This is a genomic window from Bradyrhizobium lablabi (assembly GCF_001440475.1).
GTDB classification, from domain to species: Bacteria; Pseudomonadota; Alphaproteobacteria; order Rhizobiales; family Xanthobacteraceae; genus Bradyrhizobium; species Bradyrhizobium lablabi.
In genome coordinates this window covers 93,144-109,031 of record NZ_LLYB01000047.1, presented here as the reverse complement: position 1 = coordinate 109,031, position 15,888 = coordinate 93,144, and the positions used below count along the sequence as shown (strand labels likewise).

The 15,888-nt window shown below is 59.2% G+C and carries 9 protein-coding genes and 2 pseudogenes; 4 read left to right on the top strand and 7 right to left on the bottom strand.

From position 1 onward, the window contains the following. Window positions 1–3: 3 nt before the first annotated feature. Both CQ14_RS07715 and CQ14_RS07710 read right to left on the bottom strand, forming a co-directional pair. Window positions 4–1,035, bottom strand: a complete 1,032-nt coding sequence (locus tag CQ14_RS07715; protein ID WP_245320250.1) for a UvrD-helicase domain-containing protein — start codon at window positions 1,033–1,035, stop codon at window positions 4–6. A gap of 378 nt (window positions 1,036–1,413) precedes the next feature. Further along, a complete protein-coding gene (locus tag CQ14_RS07710; protein ID WP_057857317.1) occupies window positions 1,414–3,132 on the bottom strand; it encodes an ATP-dependent nuclease in 1,719 nt (572 codons plus the stop codon). A gap of 629 nt (window positions 3,133–3,761) precedes the next feature. Here CQ14_RS07710 and CQ14_RS48145 point away from each other — a divergent pair. Then, window positions 3,762–4,101 (top strand): annotated as a pseudogene (locus CQ14_RS48145) (protein kinase); the annotation flags it as partial. Window positions 4,102–4,629: 528 nt separating this feature from the next. Here the strand turns inward: CQ14_RS48145 and CQ14_RS07700 are convergent. Beyond that, window positions 4,630–5,052: a hypothetical protein gene (locus CQ14_RS07700; protein ID WP_057857315.1), complete on the bottom strand. Its 423-nt coding sequence runs from the start codon at window positions 5,050–5,052 to the stop codon at window positions 4,630–4,632. A 308-nt stretch (window positions 5,053–5,360) separates the two neighbouring features. Here CQ14_RS07700 and CQ14_RS48140 point away from each other — a divergent pair. From CQ14_RS48140 to CQ14_RS45890, 3 genes and pseudogenes are all read left to right on the top strand, one after another. Then, a pseudogene (locus tag CQ14_RS48140) lies at window positions 5,361–6,031 on the top strand (nuclease-related domain-containing protein); the annotation flags it as partial. 222 nt (window positions 6,032–6,253) lie between these two features. Continuing rightward, window positions 6,254–10,102: an AAA domain-containing protein gene (locus CQ14_RS07690; protein ID WP_210183151.1), complete on the top strand. Its 3,849-nt coding sequence runs from the start codon at window positions 6,254–6,256 to the stop codon at window positions 10,100–10,102. Between the two features lie 1,423 nt (window positions 10,103–11,525). Beyond that, window positions 11,526–11,696, top strand: coding sequence for a hypothetical protein (locus CQ14_RS45890; RefSeq protein ID WP_199805463.1), 171 nt, complete (start codon window positions 11,526–11,528; stop codon window positions 11,694–11,696). On the opposite strand, the gene CQ14_RS07675 is transcribed toward CQ14_RS45890, so the two are convergent. From CQ14_RS07675 to CQ14_RS07660, 4 genes are all read right to left on the bottom strand, one after another. Then, window positions 11,693–12,484 carry a PP2C family protein-serine/threonine phosphatase gene (locus CQ14_RS07675; protein WP_082649762.1) on the bottom strand — a complete coding sequence of 264 codons (792 nt, stop codon included), beginning with the start codon at window positions 12,482–12,484 and terminating at the stop codon, window positions 11,693–11,695. The two genes, CQ14_RS45890 and CQ14_RS07675, sit on opposite strands and share 4 nt — an antisense overlap. A gap of 418 nt (window positions 12,485–12,902) precedes the next feature. Next, window positions 12,903–13,625, bottom strand: coding sequence for a hypothetical protein (locus CQ14_RS07670; RefSeq protein WP_057857309.1), 723 nt, complete (start codon window positions 13,623–13,625; stop codon window positions 12,903–12,905). 265 nt (window positions 13,626–13,890) lie between these two features. Beyond that, on the bottom strand, window positions 13,891–14,232 hold the full coding sequence (locus CQ14_RS07665) for a DUF2958 domain-containing protein (RefSeq protein WP_057857308.1): 342 nt from the start codon (window positions 14,230–14,232) through the stop codon (window positions 13,891–13,893). Then, window positions 14,232–15,563, bottom strand: coding sequence for a PGN_0703 family putative restriction endonuclease (locus CQ14_RS07660; protein WP_156434754.1), 1,332 nt, complete (start codon window positions 15,561–15,563; stop codon window positions 14,232–14,234). The genes CQ14_RS07665 and CQ14_RS07660 overlap by 1 nt, the downstream gene beginning before the upstream one ends. Window positions 15,564–15,888: the final 325 nt, after the last annotated feature.

Genomic DNA, 15,888 nt, shown 5'->3' with positions numbered 1-15,888 from the left:
GACTTACCAGGGTGGATTGAGAATTGGCGAGGGCGAGCAAACCAAGACCTGGCGTGACCCACGGGTCATCGCAACGTAGAGATTGCGCGCGTCGAGGGCGCCCGCATTGAGGACGACCGAGATGTCGGCTTCGAGACCTTTCAGGAGCAGGGTGCTTCCGACGGACCGCTTCGCGAGCGGCCGGCCAATGAGCCGAGAGTATTCTCGGATCGTCACCGTCGCCTCTCGAAACGATGGCCCGTCGAGAGAGGCTGCAAGTTGCAGAGCGCGCTGTGCTGCGGCCAAGACTGCAGGACGGTAGCAGCGAACTCCGCCGGCGCGGTTAATGGCGGTGAGGAGATCCGCGACATCTGCAAGCGACCGCGAAGTTTCAAATCTTACGGCTGCTTGCTCGATAGCGGTCAGGGCCCGTCCGAGTTTACCGGCCCGGGTGGCCGCAACCGACCGGACCAGGTCGTTTGCGGAAAACGCGCTCATCAAATTCTCCGCAAAACCGGCCACAACGGAAAGCGCTTCGGACCTGGCAAGGTCGAGGGCACTGCCAAAATCCGTCAGATCACGCAGGTCCACAGCCTCGACCGTGACAGCTCCTTCGACTTGGCGGGCCAAACGACGCTGTCCACGAGGGTCCGTGCTATCGCCGATGATCAAGACCTTCGTGTCGCCCGGCGCGTCCACAGCGGCTGCCCCAAGCCGCAGCGCTTCGTCCTGGCGACCGTCAAGCTGAATCCACTGCACACTGCTAGGTGCGTTCCGAAGATCGATGGGCTTGCCTGCCGCGAGGTCGGGCCGTATCGACAGCAGCCACCGACCTAGGTCATGCGCGCCTGCGTTGTTCCACCTCCACGGAATGTTAAGTTCTCCCGCTTTGGGAAAAAACGAGAGTACGTCCGTCTGCCAATCTGCCAACGGGTCGGCGGCGTTGAATCCAAAGATTGCCTGAAACGGATCTCCGACGATGGCTGTGGGTAGACTCTGAGCTAACCAAGTTACGAGGGCGTGCTGGCGGATCGAGCAGTCCTGGTACTCATCCACAAATAGCTGCGCGAAACTGGCGGCGAGAACGTCATGGAGGTGCCCGGCGGCAACGAGCCGCGTTGCCGTGTCACGGATCGCTTCATAGTTCGGCCGGGCGGCAGTTACAATTCGCGGGTCGTGCCCGGCTCGCTGAGGAAACGTCGAAATAAGCCTGATGGCGAAGCCGTCCAGTGTTGCGGCGCGGTAAGCGCCCGGCTTCACGTTCGCTTTTTCGAGACGGCCGCNGGAGTGCGGCGCCCCCCGCGTTGGTATGAGTCAGCACCAAGATGGGTTTTGANCCCGTCATGCCTTGCGAGAGCATCCGTGATCAGCTGGGTCTTGCCACAGCCGGCTGGCGCTATCACCAGCCCACGCCCAATTGTGCGAAGGTCGATTTCAGCGGCCGCCATCTTCGACCCAGTCCAGAACGCCGTCCATGACGTTGGTAAGACTGGCATCAGCCTCGTTATAAGCGGGACCGACGATAGTCCGGCCCGCCGTCTCCATCGTGCTGATTGTCTTAAGCCATCCAAAGCGCGCCGCTGCATTTCCGAGAAGCGTGCGCGTATCGGGGCTGAGGCCATCTATCAATGCCTCAGTTTCTAGGTCCTTGAGTGTTTTTGCGTTCTTCGAAATTGTCTTGATATGCGCTTCGATCAATGCGCGATCTTTCACCTCAATAGCGAGATCAAGGAGATCATTAGCGGCGTCGTCGGGAAGCGCGGCGAACAATTCCTGTTCAAGCGCTCGTCCTCCGCCCCATGCGAACACTTTGCCGCCCTTCGCAATGAACGTAGCTTCCTCCTGCGTGGGGGCGGGCTTGTCGCTGTCTCGCAGGATAGCCGTCCGGTAGCCCAGAGACTGCAAAGCGATTGCGCGGCTGAAGGTTTCGTCGCCGTTGCCGTTGACCAAGGCCGCGCCGCATGCTGCGAGCGATTTATCGCCAAGAGTAGTGAAATGCTGATCCAGGCCGCGCATCAGACCGATTTCACTTCCGCCCTCGCACACCACAATGGACGAGGCAAGCAATGCATGAGCGTGGGCCCGGATCGTGCCCTGTACGTCCCCGGCGTCGCTCGCGCGGCGGACAGTGTGCTGCTCGTCATTCTTGCGCACGATATGAAGCTGGTGTGCGCTCAGCTCGGTGACGGCTATAGGTGAGTGGCTCGTTGCAAAGACCTGCAGCGGCGGCACGTCTTCCTTGGCGCCCAGCGCACCGAGCAGGCGGATGATCCGGTGAGGCTCAAGCCCATATTCCAGCTCGTCGATCAGAAACGTCGTTGCCTTGTCGGCCGCCTTCCGCTGCAGCGCAGCGATCAGCAGCCGCGATGAGCCAAGTCCGAGAGCACGCAGTGGCACTCCCTGCTCATCATGGAGTGAGATAGTGCCGCCGGTGAATGTGACCGAACCCGCATCGATCAACGCCTGCACGGCCGTTCCAACTGGTACGCCCATGTCCTCTGCGGCCGCCGTGACGACTTTCAGTGGTTCCTCGAGCTCTTGAAGTTCCTTTTGGTCAAAAGCGTTGCGCATCTCACGAGCCGCCCGCGTCAGCTCCTTTGATGCATCCGCGTTACCGTCTGTGAGCTTGGTCAGCACAGACCCTCGTCGCCACGTCAGATGCATACCCGCGGCGACGCCAAGCCTCGCCGGAGCGATCCGCGTGCGATCAGCCCAATTAAGATTGCGTGTCCGACTTGCGGTCTGGGCACGCGGCGAGATTAGCGTCCATTCCGGCTCGAGATCATCTTGGACGATGAGCTGAAGCGTCAGTGCGGTTTCGAGCCCGGCGCCGGGTTCCGGTTCCACCAACCCGGTGGCCGCATTGAAGCCCACGAGGAAGTCGCCATAGGCGTCGATGTTCTTCAGGGGGTCGTCGAGGGCGCCAAGCGTCAGCGCAATGCGGATCGGTTGACCGAAATCCAGAACATGGAAATCGGCGTCGGTGAAGGAAAGCGATCGGCGTGCACCAAGACAAAGATCGATGGCGTCAAGGATGGTCGACTTGCCGCTGTCGCCCGGCCCGACCAGACAATTTATGCCCGGACCAGGCAACCAGCGAAGGGCTTTCACCGCCCGAAAGTTCTCGATTTCAAGCACACGGACCAGCGCCATGCTGCGTTCTCTCCGCTCGTTCGTCACGGGACCATGCACAAGACGGGCAGAATTCCACAGCTGAAGGCAACGATTTCCCCCAGCTAGCCGGCCTAGGCAAGGGATCGCCTAGCAGAATCCTCCAACTTATGGTCGAATAAGTATAGAAAACACGCGCGCTTTGAAAGCGGTTCACTCATTTTCGTTCGAGAGCCAAATCCGGTAATCTGCTTCGCTTGGCGAAGCGTCGGGCAACAGTCTCCATTACTGAGTTACACCATCACAGGGCGCCGGCCTTCAGCGACCACCCTGCGACCGCTCATTCTGCTCCCTGAAATCAAGGAAGGCGGAATGGGCACAATTCAGAAAGCGGTCGATCTTCAGTCCAACAAATTCGCCGCTATCAAGCGAATGAAGCAGACCGCCGACCAGGAGCGATCGAGCGCGTCCTCCACTCGGTAAGTAAACGCCCTGGAGCGGCTACAGCATCCCAACATCGTTACCATGCTAACTGTGGATCGGGACGCGTCCGGCCGTTGGTTTCTGGCAATGGAGTGGATCGACGACAACCTTGAGGGATTGGATTCTCCGTTACGGAGCGCTCGGCTGGAATGCCTTTCTGAGAAACCTCGGCCAATCCGCTTCTTAGCGCGATAGAGTACGCACAGATGTCGCACGACCTCGTGCACCGCGACCTCAATCCGCGGAATATCCTCGTCACTGCCCAAGGCATTCCGAAAATTACGGACTACGGGATTTCAAAGGTGCTGGACGATCGGGACGCTTGGCTACCCGAAGCAGGCCGGACCTTGGTTGACGCGAGAACTCCTGGATTTAGCCCTAAGGAGGCAGACGATCGCGCGTTTAAGCTTGTCTTCGGCGCTCATTACTCGCGCTCAGATCCTGTCTTTTATCGAGTCTGGAACTTTTTCAAATGTTGGCTTGAAGTCTTTGTACTTCCTTTCATTCTGATGAACGCATTCGGCGAGANGCGTCGAGCATGGATGAACCCTTGCGCTCGAAGCTGACAGAGAGGTTCTGGANGATTGCCGGGCATCACCAGGGTGAAATACCGGGTGTTCCAGAGCACCTCGGAGAATCGCTTGGGCGCGATCTGCAGGATCAGGATCGTGTTCTTGTTGCGGATGTCGTAAGTGAATTCGGTGCCGTCGATGTAGGAGTCCTTGTTGGCGCTGTAGAATTTCCAGCGCAGGGTGCCTCGGCCGTCGCCGTCGATCTCCCAGGCGGTGTGGCGGGCGATGGCCCAGAGCTCGCCGTCAACGAGTGAGCGGTGGATCTGGATCCAGGAGCCGTCCTTCTTGCTGACGCTGCCATAGCAAGTGGCCTGTCCCGTCTCGGTGTCGGCGTCGCCGTAGACGGACCAGAATTTGTCCGTCTCCTTCTTGTAGAAGTTGATGCTCTCCGCGTTGGCGGGCGCGATGCAAACGAACGAGAGCAGCAGGGCGATGATGAGCCGTGTGGGTCGCTTGTTCTTTTCGAAGCTTTGAACGGTGGTGCTCACGGCAGCACCGTCACATGGTTCCGCCCAGACGCCATCGGCTGGACGGTGTAGTTGACGAGGTAGTCCTTCGTCAGAGGAAGGCCTCTTTTCGGGGCTTCGGTTTTCATTTTCGCAAGGTCAGCCTCTGACGTTCCCGTGAACCTCGACATTTCCAGGATGTCGAGCTGAATCAGCACCGAGCAGAAGCTCTTTCCGCCCTGCTCGTCCGTGGAGGTCAAAGTGGCACTCTTCTCCTGAACGACGAAGATGCCGGGCGGGGCTTGGATGAACTGACCGAACTGTTGCTGATCGAACAGCTTTCTCACGGTTTTGAGCACGTCGCCATCGGCGCAGACGGACTGGCCGCCACAGCCCGAGAGAACAAGCATCGCCAAAGCGGGAAGAGTGATCTTGAGGGGGTTGTCGTTCTTGCATTGCACGGGGAGGCGTTCCTTTCGTGAGGAGGCGGCGCCGGTTTCGGGTCGCTGCGATGGGGTTTCAGGTTGGGGCTGAGGGAGTTTCGAGGACGCTCCGGGCGGCGGGATTGAGCGGGCCGCTAGCGCAGCTCTTCTTTCGCGGCGAGCGCCCCCAACAAACTCCCTTGCGCAACGCCCGAGGCTCAATGCCGATGGCTCGCTGAGGCAGGTGCCGGACGATGAATGGTTGCCTAAGGCTCGGGCTGGAACCCTTGCGTGTTATTGAGAACCAAGGATAATCGGGCCAGGGCGGAGACGGGGAGCGGGGCCGGGTGGGCTGTCGTATTCGATATTTGAACAGCGCGGGAATACATCCGCGCGAAGCTCCGGCGCTTACGGCGCTTTCCGCCGCACTTCCCGATAATTGGCTCCTGTACGCGTCGTTCCAATATTTGCCGCCTCGCGACAGGCCGTTGGACATCGACGCGCTGATCGTAATGGATGATCGGGTCCTTCTGTTGGAGATCAAGGATTGGAACGGGGTCCTTACCTGCAATGGCGACATGTGGCTGGTCGACGATCGCCCGCGCGGCAGGTCGCCGGTCTATTCCGTCGCTCATAAAGCGCGTGTTCTGGGAAAAGTCATACGGGACGCCATTCCGGGATTTCAGTTCTACGTCGACTCGGCCGTTCTGATGACTGGGACCGCTGGCCCCGCGACTCTCCCCCCGGGCGAGGCCGACCGAATATTTACGGTTGCTCAACTGCCCACGATCGTGGATCCCGTGCGTCGATGCTCGCTCCTTGAATCGCAGCCGTTGCGACCGAGAAAGGCACACAGCTACGGACCGGAATTCGACCGCCTGACCAAGACCAGCAGGCGTTTCAAGCCAAAGGAAGTCGACTGGGACGGCTACCGCGTTGTCCAGGAGAATCTGTTCGTTCACCCCAAGGCCGTTTGGTCCGAACATCGCTCCGTGCTCAAGCAGGATTCGCGGCATTCNGGCGATCCTTCGAATGTGGGCGTTCGATCGTCTCCCGGTCCACCTCAACACANCCTGACAATCGGCTTCACATCGCTCACCGCGACTTGCGGACGATCGGTTATTTGAGCCAGGTGCGAAGTAAACTGCTTGCGGATGGGCAGATTCTCGAAGTCATCGGTGAAACGCGATCGGAAATCCTTACGCAGCATTTCGATCTCCGACGCCTGCCGAAGGGGTGGATGGCACTACCAAACTATCTAGAGCGGACCAGAGAGGAAATAGGATGGGACGACCGCGTTGCGTTGGTTCGGACTCTCCTGAATGCGGTCGCCGAGCTGCACGTAAGAAAGGTGGCGCATCGCGATTTGGGTCTTCGCAACATATGGGTTGAATCGACGACACGCCTTTCCATCGGAGGGTTTACCTCGGCGATACTGCCGGACGACGAACTTCCCGGCGATTGGCTGAGTGAACTAGCCGGCTATGCGGCCCCGTTGGTTGCGGATATCGAGTTGGCGAACGACTGGCAGCGCGACGTGTATCACCTGGGTCTGCTCGCACGTGCGATTCTTTTCCACGGTGAGGAAGCTCTCGATGCACTGCAGAACCAGAGCCTCGGCACTCCGCGGGAGGATGTCCTCGCCTGGCTTTCCAAAGCAATTGGATCTTCTGCTTCGGCCCGATTCCAGACTGCAATGGAGATGTCGGACGAGTTCGGTCGAATTGCGGACACCAATGACTCGCCCGTGGCCGATCAATCGGCGCTCGATGCATTTGAGACGGTCATCAATCCGGCATTCCAATGGCCGGCAGAAGGGCCAGTGGCGCAGGGGCGTCGTATCGCCTACGAGTCCAAGGTTTCCGAATCCGAGAGGATCGTCGTCAAAATATGGCCGCGCCTCTTTCGCGGGCAGACCGCGCAAACGGACCTGTCGTTGCTTCGCCTCTTCCAAGGGGTGACAAAGCTCAGAGACGCGAAGGCCGAAGGATTGCCCGAATTCGGGCCATGCGGCCTTTCGGTGATGGGAGCCTTCGTAACGTACGGACGGTCCGATGGGCTGCCGCTTGATGAATGTGGCCCGATTTCGGCTCTCGCCGCGTCGCGGGTCGCGCTCGGACTTCTATCCGCCGTCATCGCCCTGCATCGCGCCGGCCTCCAACACGGGAATCTCCGTGCCAAATGTATTTTTGTGCGCGTGGAAGGAGATTTGGCATTCCCGGCCGTGGCGGGATTGTTCGAAACGGGAGATTTCGGCGGCGAGAAGGTCGATAGACCCGCATGGCTACCTGAAAATTGGGAGCGGTTGAGCGGCGAGCATCTCGATCGATTTGCGACGGTATCCGTAATCAAGAAGTTGCTGGAAAAGGCTGCCGATCCTCGATTGCTGGGCTGCAAGGAGCAATTGTCGCGCGAACTGGAGCGGCCAGCAATCGAGACATTGGACACGGTGCGGGACATGTTGGTCGATGTCGTCACCGAACTCGAGAGACCTCCGGCGCCAGTTGTATCGATCGGGCTTGCCGACGCGTCGGGCTCGTTTCCGTCTGACCGGGGATACTATTTTGCCCGGGCCTACAGGTTCGGCGAGGGCATCGTCAGGTATCTCGTTTTCGGACTTGGGTTCCAGATGAATATCCTCTCCGCTCCGGAAAAGGAGCCGGATGTCGAAATTACACCTATCGGCTTTGATCTGATGCTTCGGGAAAGCGAAAGATGCGAACGGATCGAGGCGGCGATCGAGATCCGGAGATCGCGAGAGCCGGAGATTTCGGAGCTCATCGACCTGCTCTCGGGAATTAGGATCGAGGATGATTCCCAGGAAGGCGCCAGCGAAGATTTGGTGCGAGAGCCGCCCATCGCCGAAACGGTCCCGGACTCCGTCGAGGCGCCGGTTCGATTGGATACCGCTCGGTTCTGGCGGAGGTCCATCGAACTCGAGCAGAATCTCGTTCCGGAAGTAACGATCGCTTCTGAAGTCGTCTCGACCGGGGTAGGCTGGGTCGCGAAGTACGACATCCTGCGAGGTAATTTCGATTTTGATCCGGAGGAATCTGTCGACGTAAATGTCGCAAGCAGAAGGCGGCGCATCGGACGTCTGGACGTTGCTGGTACGGACGGATCCCAACTGACGATCAAGGATCTCGAGTGGAATCTGCGGAAGGGCGATACAGTACAGTTGGTCGAGCGCCAACAGCAAACCTCGTACGATAGACGAAAGCGTGCTGTCGACCGGATCATCGCGAAAGAATCGCCCATCAAGGGACTGCTGGACTATTTTGACACTGGCGGATCCGCCGACGCAATCGACTTCGAATTCCCGATCGAACCTGAATCCATCGCCAAATACGGTCTGAATGCAGGTCAGCGAAAGGCGTTTGCCGACGTGGCAAAGCAAGGACCGGTGGGGTTGCTCCAAGGACCGCCCGGCACGGGAAAGACGAAGTTCATTGCCGCTTTTGCTCATTGGTTGGCGACCGACCGAAAGGCCGAGCGGATCCTGATAGCGAGCCAATCGCACGAAGCGGTCAACAACGTGATCGAAGCGGTCTTGCGGACCTTCCGAGGGTTCGGCCACCGTCCCAATCTGTTGAGAATAGGATCGAAGAACATCACTGCCGCGGTAAAGCCGTATCATACGGCGTCGGTCCGCGAGCGCTACGGGGTTTCATTCTCCAATTCGATCCGGTCCCGGGTGTCGTCTTTGGCGTCGTCCCTGGGAATAGACCGCCGTTTCGCGCAGGCGGCAGTCGACCTTGACAGGCAGGCGGGGTCCCTTGCCCGGCGTTACCAGTATCTACTTGAGGAAATCGGGCGCGGTGGACATCGGTCGGAGGACGAAAGGCGTCTCCATGCCGCTCTCCGCACCGTCCGGAAGGCCTTCGCAGCCATCATGAAGGCCGCGGGAATTGAAGAACTGTCTCCGGAAAATCCCGCAGGTACGCTGGGATTGGCATTCGAGAGTCTGCGTGAAGAGCGCGGAGTACCTGAAGCGGATGCGTCAAATATGGGACGACTGCTATCGCTCGCGCAAGAATGGACGAACGCGCTGTCCTCCAGTTCGAGGAACTTCGAGGAGTTTCTTGCAAAGACGAAGACGATTGTGACCGGCACCTGCGTAGGTTTGGGACAGACGCGGGTTCGAATAGACCAGACGGACTTCGATTGGGTCATCGTCGACGAGGCGGCGCGCTGCACCCCTGGCGAACTTGCGGTTCCCCTTCAATTGGGCAAGAGGGTATTGTTGGTAGGCGACCATTTCCAACTCAAGCCGATGGTTGACGACCTCGTGACGCGCGAACTTTGTAGGGAGTTCTCGCAGGCCCAGACTGCCGACATTCAGCGGAGCGAGTTCGAGCGCGCATTCGTCTCATCCTACGGTGTGCAGAGCGGGCAAATCTTGAATGAGCAGTACCGGATGGCTCCGCCCATTTGCGATCTCGTCTCGGATATCTTCTATAAGCCGAATGGCGTCGTGCTCGTCACCTCCCCGGAGCGTAACGGCGATGCCTTCTTCTCAAGCGCGGCGGTCAAGAGCATACTGCCGTCCTGCGTCACATGGATCGACACATCCGCGCAGAAAAACCATCTCGAAAAGCCTGACGAACGGAACCCGTGGGACATCGCCAACGTGGCGGAGGCAAAGGCGATAATAGATCTGCTGAAGCGCCTCCAGCAGAGTCATGAAATCGCGGACCATCTTGCTGGCTTGGGAGACGATTATCCGATCGGCATAATATGCATGTACAAAGAACAGCGCGGGCTTCTTGACCGCCTGCTCGCCCAGAGTGACTTGCCGGCGACGTTCAGGGATTTGATCCGACTTGACACGGTGGATTCGTATCAGGGCAAGGAGAATGCGATCGTCATCGTCTCGCTCGTAAGGTGCAACGCCAAAGGCACCGTTGGTCACGTCGGAAATATGAACCGTTGCAACGTGGCGATGTCACGCGCCAAGGAGCGCCTCGTCATCGTCGGCGCTACCAAGATGTGGAGCAGAGTGGCAAAGAGGAGCCCGATGCGACGCGTGCTGGAATACGTACGCGGTATGCCGTCCGGCAAGATCGTAAGAGCGGAGTCGTCGTCATGACGGATTCCAGCGGCAAGTCGGATCGGATCCTCGTCGACACGGTCGGATTCAGAATACCTTGTCGCAGGTTTTCGTTCGTCCTGAATGTGTCCCGAGATCGCCGTCTCCCGGTCGTCGACGAGTTCGTTCTTCGCTTGCTACGGATGTTCGAACGCATACCGGTGCAGAGGTTGCGGACCTTCTTCGGTTTCTCGGTAAGGGAAATGGAGATCGTGCTCTCGGATCTGGTGGCGCGCGGTCATGTCCTCCTGGAGGGCGAGTTTGCATCTCTGCAACCCGCGGCTGACGAGCTTTTCTCTTCGTCCGGCGACGGCATGCCGAGGATGGTTTCCGTCGAAACGTGGAACGAGACCGTCTCGTTCGACATGGTGGCTAGCACCATCCTGCCTTCCGAGCGGTCGTACGGCAGCCGTCACCTGATCGAGGTGACACCCTCTGCGCTATCGAAGGAGGTGCCGCGTCGGTTCGCGGAGGAAGCATTCACCTCGAACTTCCGTGACTTCGTGCGCAACAAGAAGGGAGCAGGGGACGCCGACTCGATCCACCTGTATTCAATTGGGCACGTCGAGCCGAAGGGCTACGGATGGTCGACCTATCGTACTTCCGATTTTCTCGATCTTTCAGAAGGACCCAAGATCGATATCGACTATGGGGTAAGGATCGAAAAGTTTGTGAGTTTCAGATTGCTTCTCGAGGGTATGTCATCGGCCCGAAAGGCGCATTTTTCCCCGGTCCCCGATTTCCCCACCCTGCAATTCGTCGATGCGGTATTCGGAGACACGCGGTTCTCGAATTTTCTTCGAAGAAGGGATGGATACTTCGACATCGAGAGGTGGATAGAACGCGAACAGCCGACCGGTACGCCCCAATCGACGCGCGGCATCGCGGGATCGATCTATCTTCCCGACAACACGGGTGCGATCGCTTACCTGGCTGCGCGTCAGAAATTCTCCACCGATAAGAGCTTCGAGATTATTTGGGCCCGAAGCGCCAGTACGGCTTGGGGAGCTTCGCTCGACCTGTCGACTTCCATTGCTGCGCTTCGCAACGCGGNTGCGCGGAGAAGAGGGCGAGCGATCGGTGACTTCGATGTTGTTGGATATCCANCGGAACCGATAAAGAGATCATGGGTAGATTCCGGCATCTGTTTGAGCGGGGGCGATCGATGCGCTCGCGAAGCCTTCCCGCAAGCCTGGAGTTCGTGAAGGCCGGAGCGACGCTCGCATTCACGGTGCGGGTTGCGATCACGCCGGGGTCGACGTTGCCAATCGGCTTCGCCACGACCGATGCTCGGATGATCGATCGGTTTGAGAAAGCGGTTGGTCTCGAAAGGCGTCTGGCGAAGAGCTCTCGTTTGTGGGATCCGAAAGCCACCGACAGGCCCTTACCGGAAGGAAGCTAATTCGCGCTGAAGTGCTTCAAGATGGATGTCGTCGACATGCGCCCGAGTATCATGGCGCCTCCAGAGTCGCCGTCCTCTTCGACATCATCCGCGATCGCATCAGGTTTCGATGAATTCCTCGACCTGGATCGTCTTGCCAGTCTCTACGCGGATCTCAGCGTCAGCCTTATCTGCCCTGAGCATCTCCTCTAGACTATTTGGGTATTTTGAACGTCGGAGCGGCGGACAACCATCAAGGAGATGTTGTCGCGTGCCCCAGCGTTGAATGCCTCAGCGGCCAGCTTGCGCGCAGATCGAAGAGGGCTTTCAGTCGTCCTTAAAGTGTAGCTGATGATCTGGTCGGCGACCATATCGGTGAGTCCGTCGCTGCAGAGGAGAAGGGTTTCTCCGGGCGCAAGCGGCGCGTCGATGGTGATGTGGGGCTCGATCGCTACGGGAAGTGAGGTGCCACCCAACGCCTGACTGAGGGCGTGGGACCGGCGGGACCTAAATTGGTTGTTCTCTCCTTCGGGCACGTCGTCATGGCTGAGCTGCACTAATTGACCTGCGCTGAACAGGTAGCAACGGCTATCGCCGACGTTGAAGGTAACCAATCGGTGTCCTTTCAGGACGGCACCTACGATGGTCGAGCCCATGCCGAGCGCTTCCTGATGCACGTGCATGAGTTCAAAGAGATGCTGGTTGGCTTCTTCGACTACCTCGGCACAAGTGGCAGCGTCTGCAAGCCGATCGATCGCAGCGACCAGATAATCGAGGACAGCGCGGCTGGCCATGGCGCCTTGCGCGTGGCCACCCATGCCATCCGCGATCATCAGGACGCAGCTATCGTTCATTGCCGTCATGACCAAGGGTTTGTCCATGTTCCCGGTCAGAATGTGCGTATCGACGGCGAGAGCGTCCTCATTGGCGGACCGCACCCGGCCGCGGTGTGTGAAGGCGGCAATCGTCCAAGTTGACATGGCAAATGATCCGTTGGCCATCGAATAGTCTCATATAGAAAGAGCTCCCGATGAAGGGAGCTCTTCGACGCTTCGCACGTTGCAAGTCATCAGGCTACGTCACGTTTCCTAGGTCCCTCACGTGCCGGTACCCCTCGTCGCTGCTCTGGGAAGACTCGCACGAACCGTCACGATTTGATTCTGGGTGGACCCTCTAATGTTTCGCCGAAGCGGTTCATCTGGGGTTCGTCTCACAAGCAACATTCAACCTCTTCTTCCTCTCCTTTAAGGGCTCGGCGGAGTGGGTGGTGTAGAGTGGTGGCAGATAGGAGGGTGGTGATCGGCGGGGGCAAGGAATATAGTGGGAAGGCCGCGATGCTGAATGATTTTTTCGTGCCAAGGGTGGAGCGAATTCAATCCCAGCGTCGCTTGGTTATTCGAGGTGTTGTGGAGATTCCTGTTAGATGCCCGTCGGTGCGACAGCTTCTTGCATTGGTACGGCAGGCAGCTTGTCGGGTCGCATACGAACGAACCTTGGATGACGGAACATGCCGGCTGCTGTGAGCATCATACAGCTGACTTCAATGACTTGCCCGACGAGTGTCCCGGCCTGGGCGTCAGCCCAGAGCGCTGTTCGTTGTTCGTCCGAAAAGCCAGAACCTACATCGCCTAGTGGAGTAGTAACGAGACCGAGCCGGCCACCGTGCTTGCCTCTTCCCTCAACGAACCCAGTGATTTCCACGTCGTATGTCTCTTCTGGTTTCACTTTGAGCCAGCAGTCACCTTGCCGGAGTACCAATCCCTCAAAACCTAACGTTCGGGCTCCCTCCAGTGCGGCCCGGATCTCCTGAGCAGTGGGGTCGTGGAGCGTGCCGTTGTCGAGTCGCGGGTCGAGGATATCGAGTCCAAATAGGTGCTCGTGCCGAATGGGTGGGGTGTTGGATTTCCAGCGCACCGTACGGGTCGCTCTGATGGTGTCTCGAAACGAATTGACGAATACCTCACAGTCCCGTGCGCCGCCGATCCAGGGCGGGATGTTATAGAGAGGCTTGCCTGCACGACTGAACCAGCCACGCCCATCATAGACGGCGCGTACGCCGTCGACCTTAAAGGTAACGGACCATACACCGTCGAGGGCTTTGCCGTTCCACGGGATAGGCTTGTTGATTTCATCAATTGTCATATTTCCTCATTCGCGGTGAAAGCACTGCGGGTTGACGAATTTTAGTGATGCTTGTCATCAATGCCCGAGGTAGTCGCAGGCGCAACTGGCAACCCTTCGGGACTGGCTTGGGCCAATATCGGTCCCGCAGGATGGGCATTCGTCGTCGCAACCGCAGGACCACTCGTCTTCCCACGTTGCCCCGCAGCCATCGCATTCGTAGTAGTTGACGAAGGCTGGCTGGCAGCGGGGTTCGTGGGGCCATTGGTGTGGGCAATCCGGCCGTTTAGGCAACGATGCGACCCTGCCTGCGTGCTTCCTCGGCATAGACAGAGAGCGGCTTGTCGCCGACGAAGTGGAGGTCTCGTTCGACCGGGAGGCCGAGCGGGCCCCGGACGGAAGAGATTTCGGCGAGGCTGACATAGCCGAGCTCGGGGAAACCGAGGCCAAGGTCGCACAGCCCGAAGAGCCGGTCAGGATCTTCAAGATCAGTCTCGCTGATTAGCCAGGTCGCGGTGCCGTCGGGGGTGAATAGTTTCAGGATCGGTGCGGCGTCGCGATCATCTGCGAGTGCGTTGACGAGAAGGCGGACCCGGTCCTCGACGGTAAGAAGCTCGTTCGCTTTCATCACACCGCCTCCCGCTTGGTGGCTGCGCCGCACGGGCGCGATGAAGCCGCTCTCGTCCGCAGCGCCGGCGTTGCGGCAAGCGCCCGGCGAGTAGGAGGAAGCGCGGCAGGTTGGTGATGTTGCGCCGACTTGTTCGCTGGAGCGCGGGCTGCGTCGCCGGTGAGCTGTTGGAGGGACAGGCGGTAGACGCGCTCGAAGTCGCAGTAGCGGTTCCACAATACCTGGGCGTGGTCGGTGGCGCCTGCCGTGACAATCGCCTCGATGACGGTCTCGAGCGTCAGCGGGATGAAGGGAACGCGATCGGCGTCTTGCCGGTCGGCGTCGAGGAGCTCGCCCTGATAGACGCGGAACACACCTTGGACACGGCGATTGAGCTTCGGACCGATGGCGAGGAAGATGGCGCGCGGGGTGATACCGTTGTCGACAGCGAGCTGCGCGAGCATTCCTTCTCGCCAGATCTGGTCTACGGGTGCTGAGCGGAGGATGAGGCTGTCGGGGTTATCGTAGAGACGAACCTCTTTGGAGGCCTCGTTGTAGCGGTCACGCATCCTCGCGGCTGGACCTTCCATGCTCTCGCTGTACTTGACCTCGATGAAGAGGGTACCGGGTTCGCCGCTGGGAGTGGTGACGTGAACGGCGAGATCGAAGGCGGTGCGATCGGCGAGGAAGCGTTCGTCGCGCCGACCCGGCGAGTGTTCGAACCGGATGCGCTCGACGGAGCGGACGAAGCCCGGGAGCAATTCGCGGAAGACGGCGGTTGCGAGCTTGCGGTCGAGCGCCATAGGGCCGAACATGTTGAAGACTAGCGGCATGGAGCTGAGCGAGTTGCCGAGCAGACGTTCTTCGTCGATGGCGGCATCTTCCTCGCACATGAGCCATTCCTGCAATGCGAGGCGATGAATGGCGGGACTGAGGAAGTTGCGGCCGGCATATGCCGCATCGGGCGAAAGGATATTGCCGAAGGCCGCGGGGCCGTCGAAGGTGTCGCCTGCGTCCGATGAACCTGCGGGAATATCGTGTTCACGCAGCCACAGGCATTGCAGGAGACGGGCGGCGGCACGAAACCGGGTGTCGATCACACAGAATGCGCCGTGATCCCTGAGGATTTTCTCGGGGATCAGGGGCGTTCTCGCGATCTGAATGAAGGCGGGCTTGCCGTCCTTCTCGCGAGGGGCGCGCCGGGTCTGGTGCCGGGCGATGGTGGAGGTCGATTTAGCTGGGGCGTCTGCGACGGTCCCGGTCACGTCAGAAGAGTTCGGCCCGGGCGCCGTGATGGCGGGGGCGGTGGAGTCGGATGCAATGGGTTGGGATGAAGGGGTGGAATTGCTCAAGGCTGTCTCTCTGTTTGTCAGCGCATTCGAGGCGCGTGAGAGATTCAGCTTAGGGCGAGCGATGTTGAGCGAAATCGATGAAACGGTGTCAGGGCGAAGAGGGCGGGCGGTCAAAGCCATGCGAAGGATGCGGTCATGGTCGACAGGACGAAGGCTTCAAAGGAATGAAGGAGCCGAAGCGCTGACTGTCAAATCTCGAGCAACGCAGGCACGGTTACGATCCGGTCGATAGTTTAGTCCTCTGCAAGCCATTTCTCCCGGCCCACAAGGGGATTGGGAGCAGTCCCTAGGCTTCGGTCGGAAGGTAGAGGCATGGATTGATTGG

What these genes read in the sequence shown, in the direction of transcription:
- CQ14_RS07710 (WP_057857317.1), bottom strand. Translation starts at nt 3,132, where the DNA reads ATGGCGCTGGTCCGTGTGCTTGAAATCGAGAACTTTCGGGCGGTGAAA.
- CQ14_RS07690 (WP_210183151.1), top strand. Translation starts at nt 6,254, where the DNA reads ATGGCACTACCAAACTATCTAGAGCGGACCAGAGAGGAAATAGGATGG.
- CQ14_RS45890 (WP_199805463.1), top strand. Translation starts at nt 11,526, where the DNA reads ATGGATGTCGTCGACATGCGCCCGAGTATCATGGCGCCTCCAGAGTCG.
- CQ14_RS07675 (WP_082649762.1), bottom strand. Translation starts at nt 12,484, where the DNA reads ATGGCCAACGGATCATTTGCCATGTCAACTTGGACGATTGCCGCCTTC.
- CQ14_RS07670 (WP_057857309.1), bottom strand. Translation starts at nt 13,625, where the DNA reads ATGACAATTGATGAAATCAACAAGCCTATCCCGTGGAACGGCAAAGCC.
- CQ14_RS07665 (WP_057857308.1), bottom strand. Translation starts at nt 14,232, where the DNA reads ATGAAAGCGAACGAGCTTCTTACCGTCGAGGACCGGGTCCGCCTTCTC.